At 66.2% G+C, this 17,597-nt stretch carries 17 protein-coding genes; 8 read left to right on the plus strand and 9 right to left on the minus strand.

What is annotated here, in order from left to right:
• Positions 1 to 102: 102 nt before the first annotated feature.
• Positions 103 to 1,752: a glycosyltransferase family 39 protein gene (locus ACVMB1_RS06055; protein ID WP_141339566.1), complete on the minus strand. Its 1,650-nt coding sequence runs from the start codon at positions 1,750 to 1,752 to the stop codon at positions 103 to 105.
• Positions 1,753 to 2,091: 339 nt separating this feature from the next.
• Between ACVMB1_RS06055 and ACVMB1_RS06060 the strand changes: the two genes are divergently transcribed.
• Both ACVMB1_RS06060 and ACVMB1_RS06065 read left to right on the plus strand, forming a co-directional pair.
• Positions 2,092 to 2,985, plus strand: a complete 894-nt coding sequence (locus ACVMB1_RS06060) for a DUF308 domain-containing protein (protein WP_310885005.1) — start codon at positions 2,092 to 2,094, stop codon at positions 2,983 to 2,985.
• A gap of 177 nt (positions 2,986 to 3,162) precedes the next feature.
• Positions 3,163 to 3,576 (plus strand): MucR family transcriptional regulator, encoded by a 414-nt coding sequence (locus ACVMB1_RS06065; protein ID WP_057015640.1) that lies wholly within the window; start codon positions 3,163 to 3,165, stop codon positions 3,574 to 3,576.
• 4 nt (positions 3,577 to 3,580) lie between these two features.
• Here the strand turns inward: ACVMB1_RS06065 and ACVMB1_RS06070 are convergent, their stop codons facing one another.
• Together ACVMB1_RS06070 and ACVMB1_RS06075 are read right to left on the minus strand one after the other, a co-directional pair.
• Positions 3,581 to 4,012 carry a SufE family protein gene (locus ACVMB1_RS06070; protein ID WP_141343262.1) on the minus strand — a complete coding sequence of 144 codons (432 nt, stop codon included), beginning with the start codon at positions 4,010 to 4,012 and terminating at the stop codon, positions 3,581 to 3,583.
• Positions 4,013 to 4,156: 144 nt separating this feature from the next.
• A complete protein-coding gene (locus ACVMB1_RS06075; protein WP_310885004.1) occupies positions 4,157 to 4,537 on the minus strand; it encodes a DUF5330 domain-containing protein in 381 nt (126 codons plus the stop codon).
• 433 nt (positions 4,538 to 4,970) lie between these two features.
• Here ACVMB1_RS06075 and ACVMB1_RS06080 point away from each other — a divergent pair, with 433 nt between their 5' ends.
• Together ACVMB1_RS06080 and ACVMB1_RS06085 are read left to right on the plus strand one after the other, a co-directional pair.
• Entirely contained in the window at positions 4,971 to 6,782 is a 1,812-nt protein-coding gene (locus tag ACVMB1_RS06080) for a PAS domain-containing sensor histidine kinase (protein WP_253587381.1), read from the plus strand.
• The gene (locus ACVMB1_RS06085; RefSeq protein WP_199805192.1) at positions 6,775 to 7,515 is read left to right on the plus strand and encodes a peptidoglycan-binding domain-containing protein; all 741 of its coding nucleotides are present in this window, start codon (positions 6,775 to 6,777) and stop codon (positions 7,513 to 7,515) included. The genes ACVMB1_RS06080 and ACVMB1_RS06085 overlap by 8 nt, the downstream gene beginning before the upstream one ends.
• A 120-nt stretch (positions 7,516 to 7,635) precedes the next feature.
• On the opposite strand, the gene ACVMB1_RS06090 is transcribed toward ACVMB1_RS06085, so the two are convergent.
• Positions 7,636 to 9,279, minus strand: a complete 1,644-nt coding sequence (locus ACVMB1_RS06090) for a hypothetical protein (RefSeq protein WP_456848330.1) — start codon at positions 9,277 to 9,279, stop codon at positions 7,636 to 7,638.
• Between the two features lie 225 nt (positions 9,280 to 9,504).
• On the opposite strand from ACVMB1_RS06090, the gene ACVMB1_RS06095 reads away from it, so the two are divergent.
• A complete protein-coding gene (locus ACVMB1_RS06095; protein ID WP_092079509.1) occupies positions 9,505 to 9,849 on the plus strand; it encodes a DUF1491 family protein in 345 nt (114 codons plus the stop codon).
• Here ACVMB1_RS06095 and ACVMB1_RS06100 read toward each other — a convergent pair.
• Entirely contained in the window at positions 9,846 to 10,778 is a 933-nt protein-coding gene (locus ACVMB1_RS06100) for a DUF2336 domain-containing protein (protein WP_310885002.1), read from the minus strand. The genes ACVMB1_RS06095 and ACVMB1_RS06100 overlap by 4 nt on opposite strands.
• Positions 10,779 to 11,073: 295 nt before the next feature.
• Here ACVMB1_RS06100 and ACVMB1_RS06105 point away from each other — a divergent pair, with 295 nt between their 5' ends.
• Together ACVMB1_RS06105 and ACVMB1_RS06110 are read left to right on the plus strand one after the other, a co-directional pair.
• Positions 11,074 to 11,268: a hypothetical protein gene (locus ACVMB1_RS06105; protein ID WP_024579523.1), complete on the plus strand. Its 195-nt coding sequence runs from the start codon at positions 11,074 to 11,076 to the stop codon at positions 11,266 to 11,268.
• A 16-nt stretch (positions 11,269 to 11,284) separates the two neighbouring features.
• Positions 11,285 to 12,052, plus strand: coding sequence for a hypothetical protein (locus ACVMB1_RS06110; RefSeq protein WP_038379546.1), 768 nt, complete (start codon positions 11,285 to 11,287; stop codon positions 12,050 to 12,052).
• Position 12,053: 1 nt separating this feature from the next.
• Here ACVMB1_RS06110 and ACVMB1_RS06115 read toward each other — a convergent pair whose 3' ends face one another.
• Complete coding sequence (locus ACVMB1_RS06115; protein ID WP_076833176.1) at positions 12,054 to 12,914, minus strand: LysR family transcriptional regulator; 861 nt, start codon at positions 12,912 to 12,914, stop codon at positions 12,054 to 12,056.
• 91 nt (positions 12,915 to 13,005) lie between these two features.
• On the opposite strand from ACVMB1_RS06115, the gene ACVMB1_RS06120 reads away from it, so the two are divergent.
• A complete protein-coding gene (locus tag ACVMB1_RS06120) occupies positions 13,006 to 13,848 on the plus strand; it encodes an MBL fold metallo-hydrolase (protein ID WP_076833179.1) in 843 nt (280 codons plus the stop codon).
• Here ACVMB1_RS06120 and ACVMB1_RS06125 read toward each other — a convergent pair.
• The 3 genes from ACVMB1_RS06125 to ACVMB1_RS06135 are packed head-to-tail and all read right to left on the minus strand — an operon-like array spanning position 13,845 to position 17,327.
• Positions 13,845 to 14,465, minus strand: a complete 621-nt coding sequence (locus ACVMB1_RS06125; protein ID WP_057020197.1) for a DUF1254 domain-containing protein — start codon at positions 14,463 to 14,465, stop codon at positions 13,845 to 13,847. The genes ACVMB1_RS06120 and ACVMB1_RS06125 overlap by 4 nt on opposite strands.
• On the minus strand, positions 14,462 to 15,040 hold the full coding sequence (locus ACVMB1_RS06130) for a DUF1214 domain-containing protein (protein WP_057020198.1): 579 nt from the start codon (positions 15,038 to 15,040) through the stop codon (positions 14,462 to 14,464). The genes ACVMB1_RS06125 and ACVMB1_RS06130 overlap by 4 nt, the downstream gene beginning before the upstream one ends.
• Position 15,041: 1 nt before the next feature.
• The gene (locus tag ACVMB1_RS06135; RefSeq protein ID WP_310885001.1) at positions 15,042 to 17,327 is read right to left on the minus strand and encodes a transglycosylase domain-containing protein; all 2,286 of its coding nucleotides are present in this window, start codon (positions 17,325 to 17,327) and stop codon (positions 15,042 to 15,044) included.
• Positions 17,328 to 17,597: the final 270 nt, after the last annotated feature.

Below are 17,597 nucleotides of genomic sequence, written 5' to 3' on the forward strand. Positions count from 1 at the left end.
GCGCCGCCGCCGGACCGCAGCAAGGCAGGGTAACGGCGTGACAGTCATGTCGGCATGCGGCCCACGATCCGAACGGCAATCGTCAGTGGGCAGCGTGATGCGCTACGGCGCCGGGATCGCCAGCAGGCTCGAGATGCTGCGGCCGCGGATGTCGTAGACGCGGGCGAACACGACGTCGTCGCGCTTGATCTCGACCATGACAGGCGCGGCCAGGCCCTTGCAGTAGAATTCGCCGAGCGTCATCGCGAAGTCGGCGGCATTGCTGTCCCATCCGATCGTGAAATCAGGGCCGAGCGCGACCTGCGCGGGGCGCTGCGGTCCGCACACCGCGACCTTCCACTTGCGGTTCTGCGGCGGCACTTCCTGCCGCTCCGCCAGCTGCTCGCGCAGCCCGTCGGATGCCTGCTTCAGCGCCAGGCCCCAATAGTCCAGCATGAAGAAGTTGTCCGCGGTACGCACCGTGCCGGCGATGTGGTTGAAGTGCGTGTACTGATACGGATGCAGGCGGATCATTTCGCTGAGCGGCAGCAAGAGGCCGAACGCGAACATGGCGAGCGCCGCGGGCTGCCAGGCCCGGCGGTTCTCGCCGAGCCAGTCCATGCCGCGCGCGAATGCGACGCCGGCCAGCACCGTCATCGGCGGAATCACGAAGATGAAGTGGCGGATGCCGTTATAGAGCGCCGGCCGCTTCACCATCGCGATCACCAGCGGCAGCGTCGCCGCCAGCGTCAGCATCAGCATGATCGACTTGCGCTTCGCGGTGACGTCATAGCGCGACAGCGACATCAGGGTGATGACGACGGCGGCTGCCAGCAGCACCAGCAGCACTTCGGGAAGCTGCAGCGCGAACAAGGTGGGCAGATAGGACCACGGCATGTCCGGCACCGACACCAGCGCGCCGTCGAACATCTCCTTCCACGGTTTCTCGAAGAAGTGCGAGAAATAGGTCACCGCTTCGAGCGGATGTCCGGGCTCCATGATCGACCACGGCCAGATCAGGCCCATCACGAGATAGCCCAGCACAAGTCCCGGCAGCAGCACATAGACGACATGGGCAAAGCGGTGGGTCGCCTCGCGCGGGCCCTGCTTGCGGAATTCCTCGATCAGGAGCGGGACGAAGCCGACCACGGCGTAGATCAATGCGAGCCCGCCAAGCACGCGGCAGCCGATCGACAGGCCGGCGCCCAGGCCGACGATCAGGATGGTGCGCGGCGAGGGCGCCGGATATTCCTCGATCAGGCGGACCAGGCCCATGATCAGGACCACCATCGCCACGGCGAACGGCGCATCCTTCGGATTCATGAACATGTGGCCGTAGAAGGTCGGGCACAGCGCCAGCAGCAGCAGCGCCGCCAATCCCGCCAGCGGGCCGCCGACGCGGCGTGCCAGGCGCCAGGTTACGGCAAGGCCGATGACGCCGACGATCGCGCCGAGCAGGCGGCGCGTCTCGAACAGTTCGAGCGGAATGAGCTTGTGCAGCAAGGCCGCGGCCATGTCGAAGCCGCCGCCGTACATATACAGATTGGCAAACGACAGCGCGCCGGTGTCCTTGAACCCGGACTCGTACATGCGCAGCAGGAGGTCGGCATATTCAGCGTGGGTGTAATCGTCCCAGCCCAGACCGTAATCGCGGAACGTCAAGCCGGCGACCACGGCGACCACGCCGAGGACGAGGACAGCGAGATCGTCGCAGGTCTTCTCCACCGAGCGCCGCGCAGGCGCCTCGAGGGCAGACGTCGTAATCGATGACATAGCTAGTGATACCGGCGTGCCTGTGGCCCAGATTGGCGCTTTAGGGCCTCATTCCCCGGCATCCATAGCGCAGTTCCGTTTCCGAGTAATTGGTAATTGTGGCGTAATTTCCCAGATGCGTTGCAATAAATTGGCAGCAATTCGTAGCCAGTAAATCTACGGGAGCTGGCTGCCCGATAGCCACTGCGGCCGCGGTGAAGCAACGCATCGCGGCTTGGTTAAGCGGGATTTTAGGGAACTCTGTCTACAATTGGCGGTTGGCGGTGTGGGCAATATGACGGTATCGTGGCGTTGGTGGCCCGCGCCGATTTTCGGTCGGGTCTCCCGGGGGTTAGTTCGATGAAGGTTGGTCTGTTGGTCGTCGGCGCGGGCCTGGTCGTGGCGGGCTTGGCGGCGATCGGCCTCGGAATTCCAAACAAGGAATTCAGCGTCGGCGGCACGTTGATCGCAACAGGCGTGACCGGCGCATGTACCGGCGTGATTGTTCTGGCCCTTGCCGCCATCCTTCGCGAACTCCAGGCCATGGGCGACCGGCTCGATGCCGTCGTGGCAGTGGGTCTGCGGTCCGGGTCGCCGTCTGCAACTTCCCCGCGCGGCACTCCGGACGATCCGGTGTTCCCGCCGCCTGAGCCGAAGGTCTCGGCGCCTCCGCCGCTGGCTCCAGCGTTCCCGCCATCCGCTCCCGCGGCGCCGCCGCCCTGGCACGACGAGATCGCCTCGCGCGGCGCATCAGGCGAGGTGCCGCCGCCCGCACCGGCGGCCGCGCCCGCGGATGGCGCTGCGCCGCCCAAGCGGCGCAATCTGCTGTTTTCCTCCTCGCGCAAGGAGCGCGAGCGGAGCCAGGGGCGTGCCGCCGAGCCGCTCACGCCGGATCTGTTGTCGCCGGAACTGCGTCCGAATCCGGGTGGTTCGGCCGAACCGGCGTCGGCAACCTTCGACGATGCCTGGCCGAAGGCCGACCGGCCGCGGCCGGTCGACGTCGCCCCGCGGCGCGGCCCCCGGACGCCATCGACCTTCGGCGAGGCTCAGTCGGCCGCCGCCGCCTCGCCGTCGTCGGGCCATCCGCCGCCGCCCCAGGAGCAGCCGCCGGTGACCGTGCTCAAATCCGGCGTCGTCGACGGCATGGCCTATTCGCTCTATTCGGACGGATCAATCGAGGCGCAGATGCCGGAGGGCATGATGCGATTTGCCTCGATCGACGAGCTCAGGTCGCATCTGGAGCAGCGGCCTTAAGATCCGGGCCAATACTTGCGCACGGCCGGCCCGAAGCCGGAAACGCAGCTGTTGTTGTCAGATTTGCTGCAATTCGTGCATATTCGCAAAGTAGTACGCGATTCCATTAATGTATTGCTGCGCATGGATACTGTCCGGTGGGCGCCGGGCTGCCGAGAGCACGGGGAAGATTGAGCCATGTCCGATACGTCAGGCAAAACGCCGGTCGAGCTGACCGCCAACATCGTTTCGGCCTATCTCAGCAACAATCCGACGCCGGCCTCGGACATTCCGAACCTGATCAGCCAGGTCCACTCCGCTTTGCTGCGGGTGTCGAGCGGACGCAACGACACGCCGAGCGAGCCGGCCAAGCCTGCGGTGTCGATGAAGAAGTCGATCACGCCCGAATATCTGGTGTGCCTCGAGGACGGCAAGCGCTTCAAGTCGCTGAAGCGCCATCTGCGCACCCAGTACAACATGACCCCGGAACAGTACCGCGACAAATGGGGCCTGCCGGCCGACTATCCGATGGTGGCGCCGAACTATGCGGTGGCGCGATCGCAGCTCGCCAAGAAGATGGGTCTCGGCCAGCAGGCGCGGAAGCGGAAGTAAAGATCTACGCGGCGGACGCCAGCGCCTCGCGCGCATCGTTGCGGATGCGGTCAACCATCGAGCGCAGGCCGTTGGAGCGCTGCGGCGTCAGATGGTCGCGGAAGCCGAATTCGTCGAACAGCGCGAGCGCGTCGGTGCCGAGGATTTCCTTGGGCGTTTGCCCGGAAAACAGCGTCAGCACGATCGCGACCAGGCCGCGCACGATGTGGGCGTCGCTGTCGCCGATATAGATCAGGCGCGGTTCGCCGTTGGCATCGCGCTCGATCCGCTTCGACAGCCAGACCTGGCTGACGCAGCCCTGCACCTTGTTCTCGGCCGAGTGCTCCGCCTCCGACAACGGTTCGAGCGTGCGGCCGAGCTCGATGACATAGCGGTAACGGTCGTCCCACTCGTCCAGCAGCGCAAAATTGTCCCTGATTTCGTCGATCGTCGTCATCGTGGCCCGCGTCCTGTCCTTGACGGCTTATATAGGAAGGCGGGCCGCGAAAGCGATGAAAATGGAACCGGTTCCCGGCTGTTTTGACGCGTTTTCTTCACGCGAACCGGTGCCTGCCTCGCTCGACAGCGCCTTGGTTTCCGCTCACGGCGTCGGCGGCAGGCGGAATTCGATCGACTGATCCTCCGCGGTCAGCGTGTCGCGGAACGCGGTGGCTGAATCGGTCTCGTCCTGGCCGATCGCGCCGGTGTGGTCGGGTGGCTTCTTGTCGGTGATGATCTGGTAGAGCTTGCGCGCCCCGTCGGTCGCGCGCTGGCCGATTGCGGTCGCGGCCTGGCCGCCGACCTCGCAGGCGGACGGCTGGCGCTTGCAGAACTGACCCATGTCGTTGATCGTCGCGGTCGCGGCCGACACCGCGTCCGACGCGCTGATCTGCGGCGCCTTGTCCGCTTCAGGTGTTTTGTCTCTCGGCAGCAGCACGAGCACAAGCCCGAGCCAGAATGCCAAACGCAGCAGGAAGAACATGGCGCGATCCCGGTCGTCTGTCTTGTCTTGCTTCTTGCGCGGTCGATGCCGCTATTGGCCTTGAGAGTTAGCATCGGTCGATAAATCGGAAGTATCTGCATTGAAGTAAATCCGCCGAAAAATCGCGGAAAATTCGCCTGAATTGATTCGCCGTAAATTTTCGATTGATGGCGGCCGACGCGCGCCGGATACGCAGGATTCGCCCCGTCCACCATTTCGAAACCATAGAATGTCGCATCCGGAAACCAGCCGTTCACCATCCCCGACAAATGGCCGGTGAATAGCGGGTCAAACCCACTCCAATGCACGGTGTTTGGCGGCAGGCCGCCCAGCCTTAGCGTTCGCTTAAGTTCGCTCTGACACGTTGACCTGCAATCACGAAGGAGGCGTTCCGGCGCGTCTGTGTTGACGATTGAGCCGAAGCGCGAGTGCTGTGAGTAGTTTGAGTCTGATCCGCGATTGCCTGGATGCGCTGCTGCATCCGTCGGCGCAATATGATGCGCTGACGCGTGCGCGCCATCGTGCCTTCATGGCGCCGCGGCTGCTCGGCAGCCTGGCGGCGCTTGCCTCGTTCCCTGCCTTTCTTGCGATGCGCGGTGCGCCGACGGCGATCGAGGTCGCGGCATTCGCCTGGCTGATCGCGCCGATTCTGCTGTCGTGGTTCCTGTCGCGCACCGGCCGCTATGAAGGCGCGCATGTGCTGTCGTCGCTGGCGCTCGCCGGTCTCGTGATGATGATCGCGGCGACGACCGGCGGCATCGCCTCTTTCGCCGCCGTGTGGCTCGTCGTGATTCCGATCGAGGCGGCGCTGTCGGCCTCGCGGCGTGTGGTGGCGTTTGCGTTCGCGCTGGCGATGATCTGCGCGGCGCTGCTGAGCGTGCTCGGCCATTATCATGTACTGCCGGTCGTCGATCCCACGGTTGCTTCGAACAGCACGCTGATCGGTTTCGGCGTCGTGTCGGCGATCTTCTACGCCGCCGGGCTCGCCTTCGGTGCGGAGTCGCTGGCGCGCACCAGCGTGGCGCTGCTCTATGTCGAGGAAGAGCGCTACCGCCTGCTCGCGCATAACATGAGCGACGTGCTGTCGCGGCACAGCCGCAACGGCGCGGTGCGCTTCATTTCGCCCGCGGCCGAGAACATGCTCGGCGTGCCGGCATCGCGGCTGTTGGGCCATGGCCTGTTCGACCGCGTTCATGTCGCCGATCGCCCGGCCTATCTCACGGCGCTGTCGGACGCCGCGCGCGGTGACTCCCGCAGCGTCGAGTTCCGCGTGCGCCGTGACGGTGCGCGGGGCGAAGCCGTCGCCGAATTCATCTGGGCCGAGATGCGCTGCCGCCCGCTCGATCAGGCCGCCGCCGATGCCGAGGTCGTCGCCGTGATCCGCGACGTGACCGATCGCAAGGTGCAGGAGCAGGCGCTCGAACAGGCGCGCAATGTGGCCGAGCAGGCCGATGCGTCGAAGACGCGCTTCCTGGCCACCATGAGCCACGAACTGCGCACCCCGCTCAACGCCATCATCGGCTTCTCCGAGATGATCGCGCAGGAAGACGTGCTCGGCCTCGACGTGGCCCGCCGCAAGGAATACGCGCAGCTGATCAACGATTCCGGCCAGCATCTGCTGTCGGTCGTCAACGGCATCCTCGACATGTCGAAGATGGAGTCCGGCAATTTCGAGATTTCGCCGGAGCCGTTTGCGCCGCGGCCGGCGCTGCTCAATTGCTGCAATCTTGTGGCGTTGAAGGCGCGCGAGAGCGGCGTCGATCTCGTCACCCGGGTGCCCGACGATCTGCCGATCGTGAACGGCGATCCGCGCGCGTTCAAGCAGATCGTGCTCAATCTGGTCTCGAACGCCATCAAGTTCACCGAGCGCGGCGGCAAGGTCACCGTGTCGGCCGGCGTCGAGGGATCGCGGCTGGTGCTGCGTGTCTCGGACACCGGGGTCGGCATCGCCGCCGATGATCTCAAGCGGATCGGCGATCCGTTCTTCCAGGCCGGCAAGACTTATCAGCGCCGCCACGAGGGCACCGGTCTTGGTCTTTCCATCGTGAAGGGGCTGGTCGGCCTGCACCACGGCGAAATCAATGTGGAGAGCAAGGTGGGCGAGGGCACCATTGTATCGGTCGCGCTGCCGCTGGCGTTCACCCCGCCCGCCGCCGTCGAGCCGTCCAGCAATGTCTCGACCCTGAAGCCCGCGCTGCGTTCCGGACTACAAGAGCAAACCCATCAGGTGAAGAAGAGTGCCTAGACAGACTTTGGATGACGATGAAACGCCGCGCCGTCGCCGCGGCGCCAAGGCAGTGGCCATCGCGGCCGAGGAGGAACGTGGCCTCGTCCTGCGCCTGCTGCTGCACAGTCCGAAGGATCTGGTCGCCGGCGTGCTGGCGACGTCTGCCATCGTTGCGATCCTGATCAATGCGCTGTTCCTGCAGGCGGGCCGTCATCCGTCGCCGATGTTCGGCGGTTCGGTTGTGACGCTGCCGCCGCCGGCCCCGGTTGCCGCGGCCACCAGCCCGATACCGCGCCCGCGTCCGGCCGAGGCGGCTGCCCGATCGGCCGAGCCCGTCGACGTGAAGCCGGTGGAGACCAAGCCGGCCGAGACCAGGTCCGTCGAAGCCAAGCCGGCAGAACCCAAGGTCGAGGCCAAGCCGGTCGATCCGATGGCCAATCTGGTGCTGAAATCGACCACTGCGCCACCGGCCGCAGCACCGTCCCCGGCCGCCGCGCCGTCCAGCGTCATTCGTCCGCCGGCGTCGATTCCGACACAGCATCTGAGCCCGGCCGGAAAACGCATCGCCGCGGTCCAGCGTACACTGACCGAGTATGGCTACGGCCAGCTCAAGCCGACCGGCACGATCGGCGCCGACACCCAGCACGCGATCGCGAAGTTCGAGCGCGCCCGCAAGCTGCCGGTGACCGGACAGATGTCCGATCGCCTGGTGCGCGAGCTCGGCGCGATGATCGGCCATTCGATCGAGTAGTCTCTCTGCGAAGGCATTGAATATGTATTCGTCATGCCCGGGCTTGTCCCGGGCATTGACGTCTTTGAGACTTGTTGCAGCCAAGACGTGGGTGGCCGGGACAAGCCCGGCCATGACGAGTTAAGGCGCGTCGCCCAGCAGAACGTCCCTGACCTCGTCGGAGAACAGCTTCCTGCGGCCGGCCACCAGCACCCATTCCGGATCGTCGCGATCCGGAATAGCGCGCGGCATGCCGTGATCGAGCAGGGCCTGCGCGCAGGCCACCCAGTCGCCGCCCCTGACCGGCTCGTTGCAGGAGGCCCATGACAAGGAGCCGGACACGTTGTCGCCGAAGCCGTGCTGCTCGGTCCACTCCGCGCCGTGCTCGAGCAGGAATCGCGTCAGGCCGGCATTGCCGCGGAACACCGCGTGATTGAGTGCCGACGCATCCCAATCGCCGCCGCGCACCGTGATCGGCCAGCCGAGCTCGACCATCAGCCGCACCGCATCGTCGCCGCCTGCCGCGGCGAGCTCCGGGAGCAACCGCAATTGCCGCGGTGAAAGTGAACCTGGAAGATCGGGCCGACCGGCCTGGATTCGCCGCGCCTCGCTCTCGTCACCGCTGCTGCACGCCGCGACGAACCGCTCATCATCGGCAAGCGTCTCGTCGCCGGTACGCTCGCGGAGCAACTCGGCGACCTCGGTCAGTCCGAACTGCAGCGCGTACCTGTAGGCGCTGAGCCCGCCTGGTGTCGTGATGCGCGGATCCGCGCCGGCGTCGAGCAGTATCGCGATGCAGGTTCGCGACCGCCGCCGGCGGATCGCCCACAGCAACGGCGAGCCGCATTCGGTCAGCGGCGCGTTGCCGGCGGGTTCGTTTGGATTGCCGCCGTGCCGCAGCAGCAGGTCGAGCGCCGCCACGTTCTCGTCATCGAGCACCTTGTACATCGCGTTGGTGCCGGCGATCCGTGCGCCATGCTCGAGCAGCAGGCCAGTCGTCACCGAGCCTTCGAGCGAGTGGTAGAGCGATTCATTGTCGTTCGGATTGGCGCCCGCTTCGAGCAACAGTTTGGTCAGTTCGAGATCGTGGTTGCGGCCGGCGGCGCCGTACAGCGCTGACAGCGGATTGCTGTCATCGGGTGCGTCGAGCGTTCCGGGCGGCCAGCGGCTGCTGATGTGCTGGTCGGGATCGGCGCCGGCCTGCAGCAGCAGGCGTGCGCAGCGATGCAGCCGCGCTTCAAATTCCGGAATCTGCAGCAGGCTGGAATGCGTCACGGCGACCAACGGCGGCAGTTTGAACGGACCGCCGGCACGGTTGAACCATGTGGGATCGTCGTTGGCGGTGCGTTGCACTGTCTCCTCGTCACCGATGGCGCAGGCGAGATAGGGATCGTCGGCGACAAGACTGGAATCCTCGGTGAGCATCCGCGCCGCAACGCGCGGATTGGCGCGGTCGGTGGTGCCGGCGACGTCCGCGGCATAGACCAGCTGCAGCCATCGCCGCACGCGATCGGCCTTGCTTTTACCGGACGGCAATTGTGCGTCGACATAGCGCCGCAGGTCCGGCCAGGAGGCGAAGCCGAGATCGCGCGCCACGCAGGACTGCGCATCGTGCAGCCGCAGATTGAGCGCGGCGATTTGAGCGTCGCTGCGCCCGGCCGCAGCCGGAAGCGCATGCCGGAAACGCGCGTAGGCCTCTGGCGCCTGCCGCCGATAAAGGCGAATGAGCTCCTTGGCCTGCTTCTTCAGATGATCGAGATTCAATCGCCCGGGCGATCGGTCCATGGAAACCTCCGTGCATCATCGCCGATGGTCCACAAAACCGGCTGCACAAAGGCTTGGTTGGCCGCTCAATTGGTGCAAGTGGGTTCAACCCTTCCCGTGGACCCGGGCGCGGCTTGCACCGCAGATGCAAGGATATGGGTGACGATTGGTTCGGTCAACCCGCCGCGGCGTGACGACATCTGTGACAATTGGACGTGACCGCGCCGCTGGCCTATAGCTCGCCGCATGCGATTGAAAACCAGCATATGGGTCGCGGCGTATCTGCGCCGCTGCCAGACCGAAGGCGTGTTCGGCGCAGTCCGCAAGAAGGGCGCCGAGGAAGCCGGCGCCGTGTTCGTCAAGGTGGCGCTGATGGACGGCAACGCGATGTTGTATGCGCCGGCGCCGCAGACGGTCTATGATGACAGCCGTCCGGTCGAGCGGCTGTTCGTGCCGACGGCACCACAGCCGGTATCCGAGCCATCTGTCGAGGAGCGCTTGACCAAGGAGCTCCGCTTCGATCCCGATGCCTGGATCGTCGAGACCGAGGACCGTGCCGGGCGGCACTTTCTTGATCTGGCGAAAAACTAGCTTCCGGACTTCTGGTTGCGAATGGCGGGCGCGCTGCCGGGCTGCAACGCGGGGCGCGTCTGCGACGATGTCGCGCGCACGCGATGACGCTCATCGTCATAGAGCGACGAGCGATACCTGGCGCGGGCCACCGCCATGGTCGAGCCGCGCCACGCCGCCAGCATCACCAACGCCGAGCGCTCGCTCAGGCGATCGTAGAGCCGCGACAGCCGATAGACGTAATTGACCGAGGAGCCGGCTTCCGGATTGAGGAACATCAGGATCCGCTGGAACGCGGCGCTCGACACGTCAAGCGCCCGCATCGCGCAGGCGAGCGGCTCGCCGCCGGGATCGTTGACGACGTCCGCGGCGATCCGCGACGGCAGGATCAGCGCCTCGCCGAGTTCGAGCGTGAAGTTATCGAGGTCCTCGGCAAACGCTGCCATCTCCAGGATATGGATTGCGCGCGCGGCGCGCGCGGCCGGGATCCGCGCCGCGGCCTTCAGCGGCGTCTCCTGCAGATTGTGCAGGATCTGCGCGCGCTCCCTCGTGCTGGCGGCAAAGAACATGTCGGAGATTTCGGCGGCATCGTTTGGCCGCATGGCAAGGCTCGCGGCCATCCGCAGCTCGGCTTCGGTCGGGACCTTGGCCGGCAGCGCTGACGGGGCGGGCGCGGGAATTGGCGTGGCCGCCGGCATCGGCTGGTCGGGACCGACGCGGCGCAGCCCGAGCTTGTCCACGATCCGCGCGGGCGTCGCCGGATAGATCGCAAGCCGCGCGCGGACCGCGGCACGCGTCGCGTCGTCGACCTCGTCGATCAGGCGCGTCGTCAACTCGACGAACTGGCGCTCTTCATCGGCGGAGTGGGCGCTCGCCTGCACATAGAGGTCGGTCAGGACGCGCAGCAGCGTCGGGCGGATGTCGACGCCCTCGCGACGGGAGAGCGTCATCAGCCCATCGAAACCAGGAAATAGCGGAGCTGCGCTCATCTCGGGCGTACGCGACTTGCCAGTGAACTTCGGTTTGAAAGCCTTGTGGCAGCGAGCCTACGCAGGCTGTTTTAAGAGGCAGTTAAGGAAAACAAGCCGTGAAGGTGAATGCTCGAATTTGCGCGTGTCTATTAAGGCACAGCGCCATATCCGTAACCGTCCGTACCGGCGGCTTAAGATGTCATTAACCATGCGCGTTCTTAACTCGGCATGCGCGGGGCAAATCATGTCCGTGCGGGGCCAGAGAGAACGGAACATGGGCACCATCGTTGAGTTTCCGGCGGATGCGGCTGCACGGCGGCCGAGCATGGCCGGTGCTGCTGGCGAAGGCATGGGGACCGTACTGATCCTTCCCGTCGTCCGGATCGAGCGAACGACGGAGGAGACCGGCGGTGGTCGCGGACCGGAGCAGGGCACTGCGCAGGGCCGCCGTCGCCGACGCCGCTCCTGATCGCGGACATCGGGCAATGCCGGAGCTTGTGCAGCGGACCGTCGCGCGGCGGTCACTCCCGGCGCTGATCCTGCTGCTGGCGGGCTCGGCGCTCGCCGGCTGCAGCGGCGGCGATTTCGGCCGCACCCGGGCCGATTTCCGCAACGACGATATGCATCGCTGGATCGGTGCCGAGGCGACCGGCAGCATCGGCAAGAACGCCTCGCAATTCCAGCTCACCGAACACGAACGTCAGCTGCGCGACCTCGCCTATCAGTTCATCGAGCCGCCGCTGTCGCGTCCGGCGTGGAAGAGCGTATTCGGCGACTACCAGCCGCTGCCTTCGCCGTGGCGGCAGAGGGTCGTGTTCGATCGCACCGCCTATGGCCGCAATTTGATCGACGAGCCGCATCGCTCGTTCGCCTCGCGCTATTCGCTGCTGATCGACGAGGTGCGCGACGACATCACCCGCTTCGAGCCGTTCTTCGCCACCGCGATCCAGGTGATCGAGCTCGATCGCAAGCGCAATGCCAGCCTCCACATGATCGCCGATGTGTCGCCGCGTGAACGCGCCGATGCGGTGGCGCGGATGGAAGAGAACACGCTGATCGTGCAATGGGTCCAGCAGGCCCTGGAGCGGCGCATCTCGTCCTATCGCTGGGCGCTGGAGCGGCTGGTGATCCAGGCGCCAGACGGCATGGCGGCCGACGCCGAGCGCCAGATCAACGAACTCGCCCGGCTCACCGCCAATGCGCCGCTCATCTCCGCGCCGGTGACGGGCCAGGCCGTGGTGACGAAGGGCTAGTCTAGGCACGCTTCGTTTTCTTCGCCGTCGATTTGACCCGGCGACTGTTGGCTTGCCGTGGCAAGCTCGCAATGAATGCCTTCAGCGCATCGGAGGGCGGGTGGGCCGAGGGGTAGGCGAGGCCGACCTGGCGCGTCACGTCGATATCGATCGCGCGCATTGCGACGTCCGGATTGCCGCGCGCCACGCCCTCGGGGACGATCGCGACGCCGATCCCAGCCGCGACCAGCGCCATCGCCCATTCCTCGGATTCCGCGATCGCCACCGGCTTGCGCGGCGGTGAGGCACCCTTGAAGAATTCCTGCTGCTCGCAATGGCAACGATCGATCATCGGAACGCCGGCGAAGTCGGTGGTCCGGAGCGTCTCCTTCAGCGTCAGCGGATGCGAGGGCGGCAATGCCGCGACATAGCGCTCGCTCCACAGCGGGATGAAGTGCTCGCCGGCGCCGACCATGGTCTTGGCGACGATCCGCGCGTCGGCCTTCTCGCTGGCGCCGACCAGCCGGAGCGCAAGATCGGTATTGCCGGTCAGCGGCTTCAGCAGCGCGATGGTCCGGGTCTGATCGAGCGTCCGCAACAGGCCGAGCGTCAGCGCCTGCCGCGTCGCGGGCTTGCGGAAGAGGTTTCGCGCCGCGTCCGCCTCGTCGATGATCCTGCGGGCGATGCCGTGAAACTGCGCGGCTGAGGCGGTCGGGGCCATGCCCTTCTTGTGCCGGATGAACAGCGTGGTGCCGAGCTCGGCCTCGAGATTGGTGATCGCCGCCGAGATCGACGGCTGCGAGATGAAGCAGCGCTTCGCCGCGGCGGTCAGATTGCGCTCGCGGTAGACTGCGGCGAAGTAGCGGAGTTCGCGGATATCCATAGGTGTATCCTATCACATGGATAGAAAGACAATATTTTACCTATGGAAACGCGAGTGGCAAGTCTGCGCCTGTTACAGCGGAGGACCTGTCATGCGCATCCACCATCTCAACACCGGCACGATGTGCCCGATCGGAAAGCGGCTCGTGAACGGCAGCGGCAGCATCTTCCAGCGGGCGCGGATGGTCTGTCATTGCCTGCTGGTCGAGAGCAATGATGGCCTCGTGCTGGTCGACACCGGGATCGGGCTCGACGACATCGGCGACCCGCCGCGGCTCGGACGCAAATGGGTGCGGCAGACGACGCCGCGGCTCGATCCGGCCGAGACGGCGGTGCGGCAGGTCAAGGCGCTCGGCTTCTCGCCGGACGATGTGCGCCATGTGCTGCTGACGCATCTCGACCGCGATCACGCCGGCGGCGTGCCGGACTTTCCGAAGGCCAGGGTGCACGTCGATCGCAAGGAGTACGACATGGCGGTAACGCATCAGGTCACGCCGCCGCAGGGGCGCTACATCACGGCGCAGTGGCAGCACGGGCCGGACTGGGCGTTCTATGGTGCCGGCGGCGAGGACTGGTTCGGCTTCAAGGGCGTGCGCGCGCTCGGCGACCGCGAGCCGGACATTCTGATGATCCCGTTGCCGGGCCACACGCTCGGCCATTGCGGGATCGCGGTGCGCGACAAGGACAGCTGGCTGCTGCACGCCGGCGACGCCTATTTCCACCACGCGCAGCTCGACGCCAGGCCGCGGATCCCGCTGGTGCTCGGCATGTTCCAGCGCCGGGCGGACATGGATCGCGCGATGCGCATCCAGAACCAGGAGCGGCTGCGGCAATTGAAGGCGGCGCATGGCGCTGATGTGACGATCGTCAACAGCCACGATCCCGTCGACTACGAGACCTGCCGCTGCGGCCGGCACGCGCTCGCCGCGAGCTAGCGCTTGCGTGCCGCAGGCGGCGGGGCCGGCACAGGCAGCGGCGGCGGCGCCTCCTGCTTGGCCGCGACCGGCTCGGTCTGCACCTTGCAGGAGGAGGCGGCGAGCGAGGCCTGCGCCTGCGGCATCAGGCCGGGCTCCGGCGCCAGCGCCTTCAGGAGGATCAGGCCGGTTGAGGTCGGCGAGTCGATGATCAGCCGGTCGGCAGCGGTGATTTCCTCGTCCTCCGGCAGCTCGTTGTGCTGCGCTTCCGTCATCAGGTCGAGCTCGATCACCTTCTTGCCGGCCGAGCGGTCGTTGATCGCGTAATAGGCGACCTCGTTGCGGGTGTAGAACGACACCGACGTATAGGCCTGGCTGACCGGCACGGTGAGCTTGAGCGGCCCGGTCGAGAGATCGTAGCGGCAGATCGCCACCGCGAAGGCCGGATCCATCAGCGGCATCGGCGAGTGGCTCGGGTCGGCCAGCGGCAGCTGCGTCACCTCGTTGAGCTTGGTCATCGGCGTCAGCCGCGAATAGGCGTCCTGCGAGGCGATGCGCGGCAACGCCAGCACGCTGACGAGATGCACCACGCCGCCGAGCAGCACGCCTGCGAGGATGGTGAGCAGCACGCGGATCATGGGCAGCCCGTCGTTGTGATCGACGGCATCGGCGCGTCGCGCTGGGTGCGGGTCGCGACCCCGACCGGCGTGTCGTAGAGGCGCAGCATCAGGGCGTAGCGCTCGATGCCGCCGGTCGGCAGCCAGTTGCCGGCGCGCGAGCGCGAGGCGATGTGGATCTCGAACGTGCCGTCGGAGGCGCGCATGATCTCCTGGCTGGTGAAGCCGTAGCGCTGCAGCGTGTTGGCGACAAGGTGCCCCTTGCGGTCGAACAGCGTCAGTGTCCAGAACCGCGCCGCCGGCGTCACGCCGCTGACCACGATGTCGCAGCGGCCATCGAGCGGCTTGTTCTTGTCGTCTGTGGTCGCCGAGAACGCGATGCCGTCGCCGGTGCCGATCGGCAGCTCGCCGCTGCGCGCGATGGTGGCGCGCGAGTAGGGATCGACATCGGAGGTGCCGCTCTTCGGCCGCGCGGTCCAGGCACCGATCTTCAGCGTGCCGAGATCGGTGCCGCGGGTCGCCGTCGCGTAGGTCAGGCCGAGGCCGACGGCGGTGGCGATGACGAGTGCCAGCAAAGTGGTGAGGAGGAGCCGCACGTCAGTTCTTGCGTGGCGGTGCCGGTGTCGCGCCGTCCGGCCCGGCCGCGGCAACGTAGTTTTCGGGGAACGCCAGCGCGCTCGAGGACTCGGCCTTGCCGGTCTTCGAGGACTCGTTCAGCGTGGTCTTGCCGGTGGTCTTCTCAGCCGTCCTGGCCGCGTCGTCGAGCATCTTCTCGACCCGCACCAGGATATCCGCGCCGCGCTTGGTCAAGACCGGCGGCGGACCCGGCTTGGTTTCCAATACGCGCGGCGCCGCGTTGGCCTGGGCATTGGTCTGCGCCGGCTGCGGCGGCAGCTTCTGGCCCATGCCGACGCCGACGAGCTCCTTGACCTCCACGCCCTGATGCGCCGCGACCATGATGTCGTGCCAGGTCTGCGCCGGCAGCGAGCCGCCGGTCATGCGGTTGGTCGGCGAATAGTCGTCATTGCCGTACCAGACCGCGCAGGTGAAGTTGCCGGTGTAGCCGACGAACCAGGCGTCGCGATAGGCGTTGGTGGTGCCGGTCTTGCCGGCGGTCGGAATGCCGTCGAGCGCGGCGCGGCGCGCGGTGCCTTCGCTGACCACGTGGCTCATCATGCCCGCCATATCGGCGGCGATGTTCGGCGGAATCGCTTGCCGCGGTTTCGGGCCGTCGCGGTCCCAGCGCCAGACCAGGTCGCCGGCGCCGGTGCGCACCTCGAGCACCGAATGCGGCGTCACTGCCTTGCCGCGGTTCGGGAAGGTCGCATAGGCGACCGCGTGCTCCAGCACCGTGACTTCGTCGGAGCCGATCGGCAGCGATGGCGTATCGGGCAGCGGCGCCTTGAGGCCGAAGCGCCGCGCGACTTCGACGATCTTGGCGCGGCCCGCCTTCGGCCCTTCCTTGCCGCCCATCATGATCGAGAGCTTGACCGGCACCACGTTGATCGAGCGGGTGATCGCCTGCGTCAGCGTGACCTGACCCGAATAGGAATGGCCATAGTTTTGCGGGCACCAGTTGCCGATGCAGACCGGGCCGTCGACGATCTTCGAGTTCGGCGTGAAGCCGTTCAGCAGCGCCGTGGTGTAGACATAGGGTTTGAACGACGAGCCCGGCTGGCGATAGGCGTCGGTGGCGCGGTTGAACTGGCTCGCACCGTAGTCGCGTCCGCCGACCATGGCGCGGATGCCGCCGTCGAGATCGGACACCACGGTCGCGGCCTGCGTCGCGTGATAGTCGCGCCCGAACTGTCGCAGCTGGTTCTCGATCGCTTCCTCGGCCGCCTTCTGCACGTTCATGTCGATCGCGGTGCGGACCACGAAGACGCGCTCGGTGTAGGATTTCGGGAAGGTGTCGACCAGCTTGCGCATCTCGTCGAAGGCGTAGTCGAGATAGTAGTTCGGCGAGTTCTCGTCGCGCCGGTCGACCGCGACCGCCGGATTGCGGCGGGCGCCGAACACCTGGCCCTCGGTCATGAAGCCGGCATCGACGAGGTTGTCGAGCACGACATTGGCGCGGGCGCGGGCCGCGGGCAGGTTGATGTGCGGGGCGTATTTGGTCGGCGCCTTGAACAGGCCGGCGAGCATCGCGGCCTCCGCGAGATTCACGTCGCGCACCGACTTGTTGAAATAGAAATGGGCCGCGCCGTCGACGCCGAAGGTGCCGCCGCCCATATAGGCGCGGTCGAGATAGAGCTTCAGGATCTCGTTCTTGGTGAGCCGCGTCTCCAGCCAGATCGCGAGGAAGGCTTCCTTCACCTTGCGCTCGATGGTGCGCTCGTTGTTCAGGAACAGGTTCTTGGCGAGCTGCTGGGTGATCGACGAACCGCCCTGGCGGACGCCGCCGGCCTGCGCGTTGGTGACGAGCGCGCGGGCAAGGCCCGGCACGTCGATGCCGAAATGATCGTAGAAGCGGCGGTCCTCGGTCGCGAGCGTCGCCTTGATCAGATTGTCCGGAAAATCTTCCAGCGGGATCGAGTCATTGTGCTTGATGCCGCGGCTGCCGATCGGGTTGCCGTAGCGGTCGAGGAACGTCACCGCGAGGTCGGACTTCTTCAGCCAGTCCTCGTCGGCGGTCTCGCGGAAGGCGGGGATCGCGAGCGTCAGCATCAGGATCATGCCGCCGAGCCCAAGGGTTGCGGCCTCCGACAGCGGCTCGATGAACACCCAGCGCTTCCAGCGGCCGACATAGAAGCGGTCCATGAAGGTGGAATAGCGCTCGTAGAGCTCGCGCAGGCCCTTGCCCGACGAGAACAGCGTCGAGTCGATACGCGCATCGAGGTCCAGGAAGAAGTTCCGGACCCTCTGTTTCCAATCGGACGGCATGATCTGAAAGGACCGGACCCTTGATCAGTTCGACTGCGCTGCGGGCGCCCAAACCGGGCACAGGGCAGCGTCTTGCTTCGATGTTGCGGCAATCCCAAGGCGCTTTTGCGTCGATGGGGACTCGTTCGTTGTTCTATCCGAGCGGCTGCCATAAACCAATGGCGCGGCTTGTGAATTTAATGGGAGCCCTAACGCTGCCCACCGGCTTTTTCGACCCCGCAATACCACCCCCTTGCGCAAGCGTTGCCGGCATCCCAAGAAGAGTTGCAC

The organism is Bradyrhizobium sp. USDA 4504 (genome assembly GCF_054063995.1).

What these genes read in the sequence shown, in the direction of transcription:
- ACVMB1_RS06055 (WP_141339566.1), bottom strand. Translation starts at nt 1,752, where the DNA reads ATGTCATCGATTACGACGTCTGCCCTCGAGGCGCCTGCGCGGCGCTCG.
- ACVMB1_RS06060 (WP_310885005.1), top strand. Translation starts at nt 2,092, where the DNA reads ATGAAGGTTGGTCTGTTGGTCGTCGGCGCGGGCCTGGTCGTGGCGGGC.
- ACVMB1_RS06065 (WP_057015640.1), top strand. Translation starts at nt 3,163, where the DNA reads ATGTCCGATACGTCAGGCAAAACGCCGGTCGAGCTGACCGCCAACATC.
- ACVMB1_RS06070 (WP_141343262.1), bottom strand. Translation starts at nt 4,012, where the DNA reads ATGACGACGATCGACGAAATCAGGGACAATTTTGCGCTGCTGGACGAG.
- ACVMB1_RS06075 (WP_310885004.1), bottom strand. Translation starts at nt 4,537, where the DNA reads ATGTTCTTCCTGCTGCGTTTGGCATTCTGGCTCGGGCTTGTGCTCGTG.
- ACVMB1_RS06090 (WP_456848330.1), bottom strand. Translation starts at nt 9,279, where the DNA reads ATGGACCGATCGCCCGGGCGATTGAATCTCGATCATCTGAAGAAGCAG.
- ACVMB1_RS06095 (WP_092079509.1), top strand. Translation starts at nt 9,505, where the DNA reads ATGCGATTGAAAACCAGCATATGGGTCGCGGCGTATCTGCGCCGCTGC.
- ACVMB1_RS06100 (WP_310885002.1), bottom strand. Translation starts at nt 10,778, where the DNA reads ATGACGCTCTCCCGTCGCGAGGGCGTCGACATCCGCCCGACGCTGCTG.
- ACVMB1_RS06105 (WP_024579523.1), top strand. Translation starts at nt 11,074, where the DNA reads ATGGGCACCATCGTTGAGTTTCCGGCGGATGCGGCTGCACGGCGGCCG.
- ACVMB1_RS06110 (WP_038379546.1), top strand. Translation starts at nt 11,285, where the DNA reads ATGCCGGAGCTTGTGCAGCGGACCGTCGCGCGGCGGTCACTCCCGGCG.
- ACVMB1_RS06115 (WP_076833176.1), bottom strand. Translation starts at nt 12,914, where the DNA reads ATGGATATCCGCGAACTCCGCTACTTCGCCGCAGTCTACCGCGAGCGC.
- ACVMB1_RS06120 (WP_076833179.1), top strand. Translation starts at nt 13,006, where the DNA reads ATGCGCATCCACCATCTCAACACCGGCACGATGTGCCCGATCGGAAAG.
- ACVMB1_RS06125 (WP_057020197.1), bottom strand. Translation starts at nt 14,465, where the DNA reads ATGATCCGCGTGCTGCTCACCATCCTCGCAGGCGTGCTGCTCGGCGGC.
- ACVMB1_RS06135 (WP_310885001.1), bottom strand. Translation starts at nt 17,327, where the DNA reads ATGCCGTCCGATTGGAAACAGAGGGTCCGGAACTTCTTCCTGGACCTC.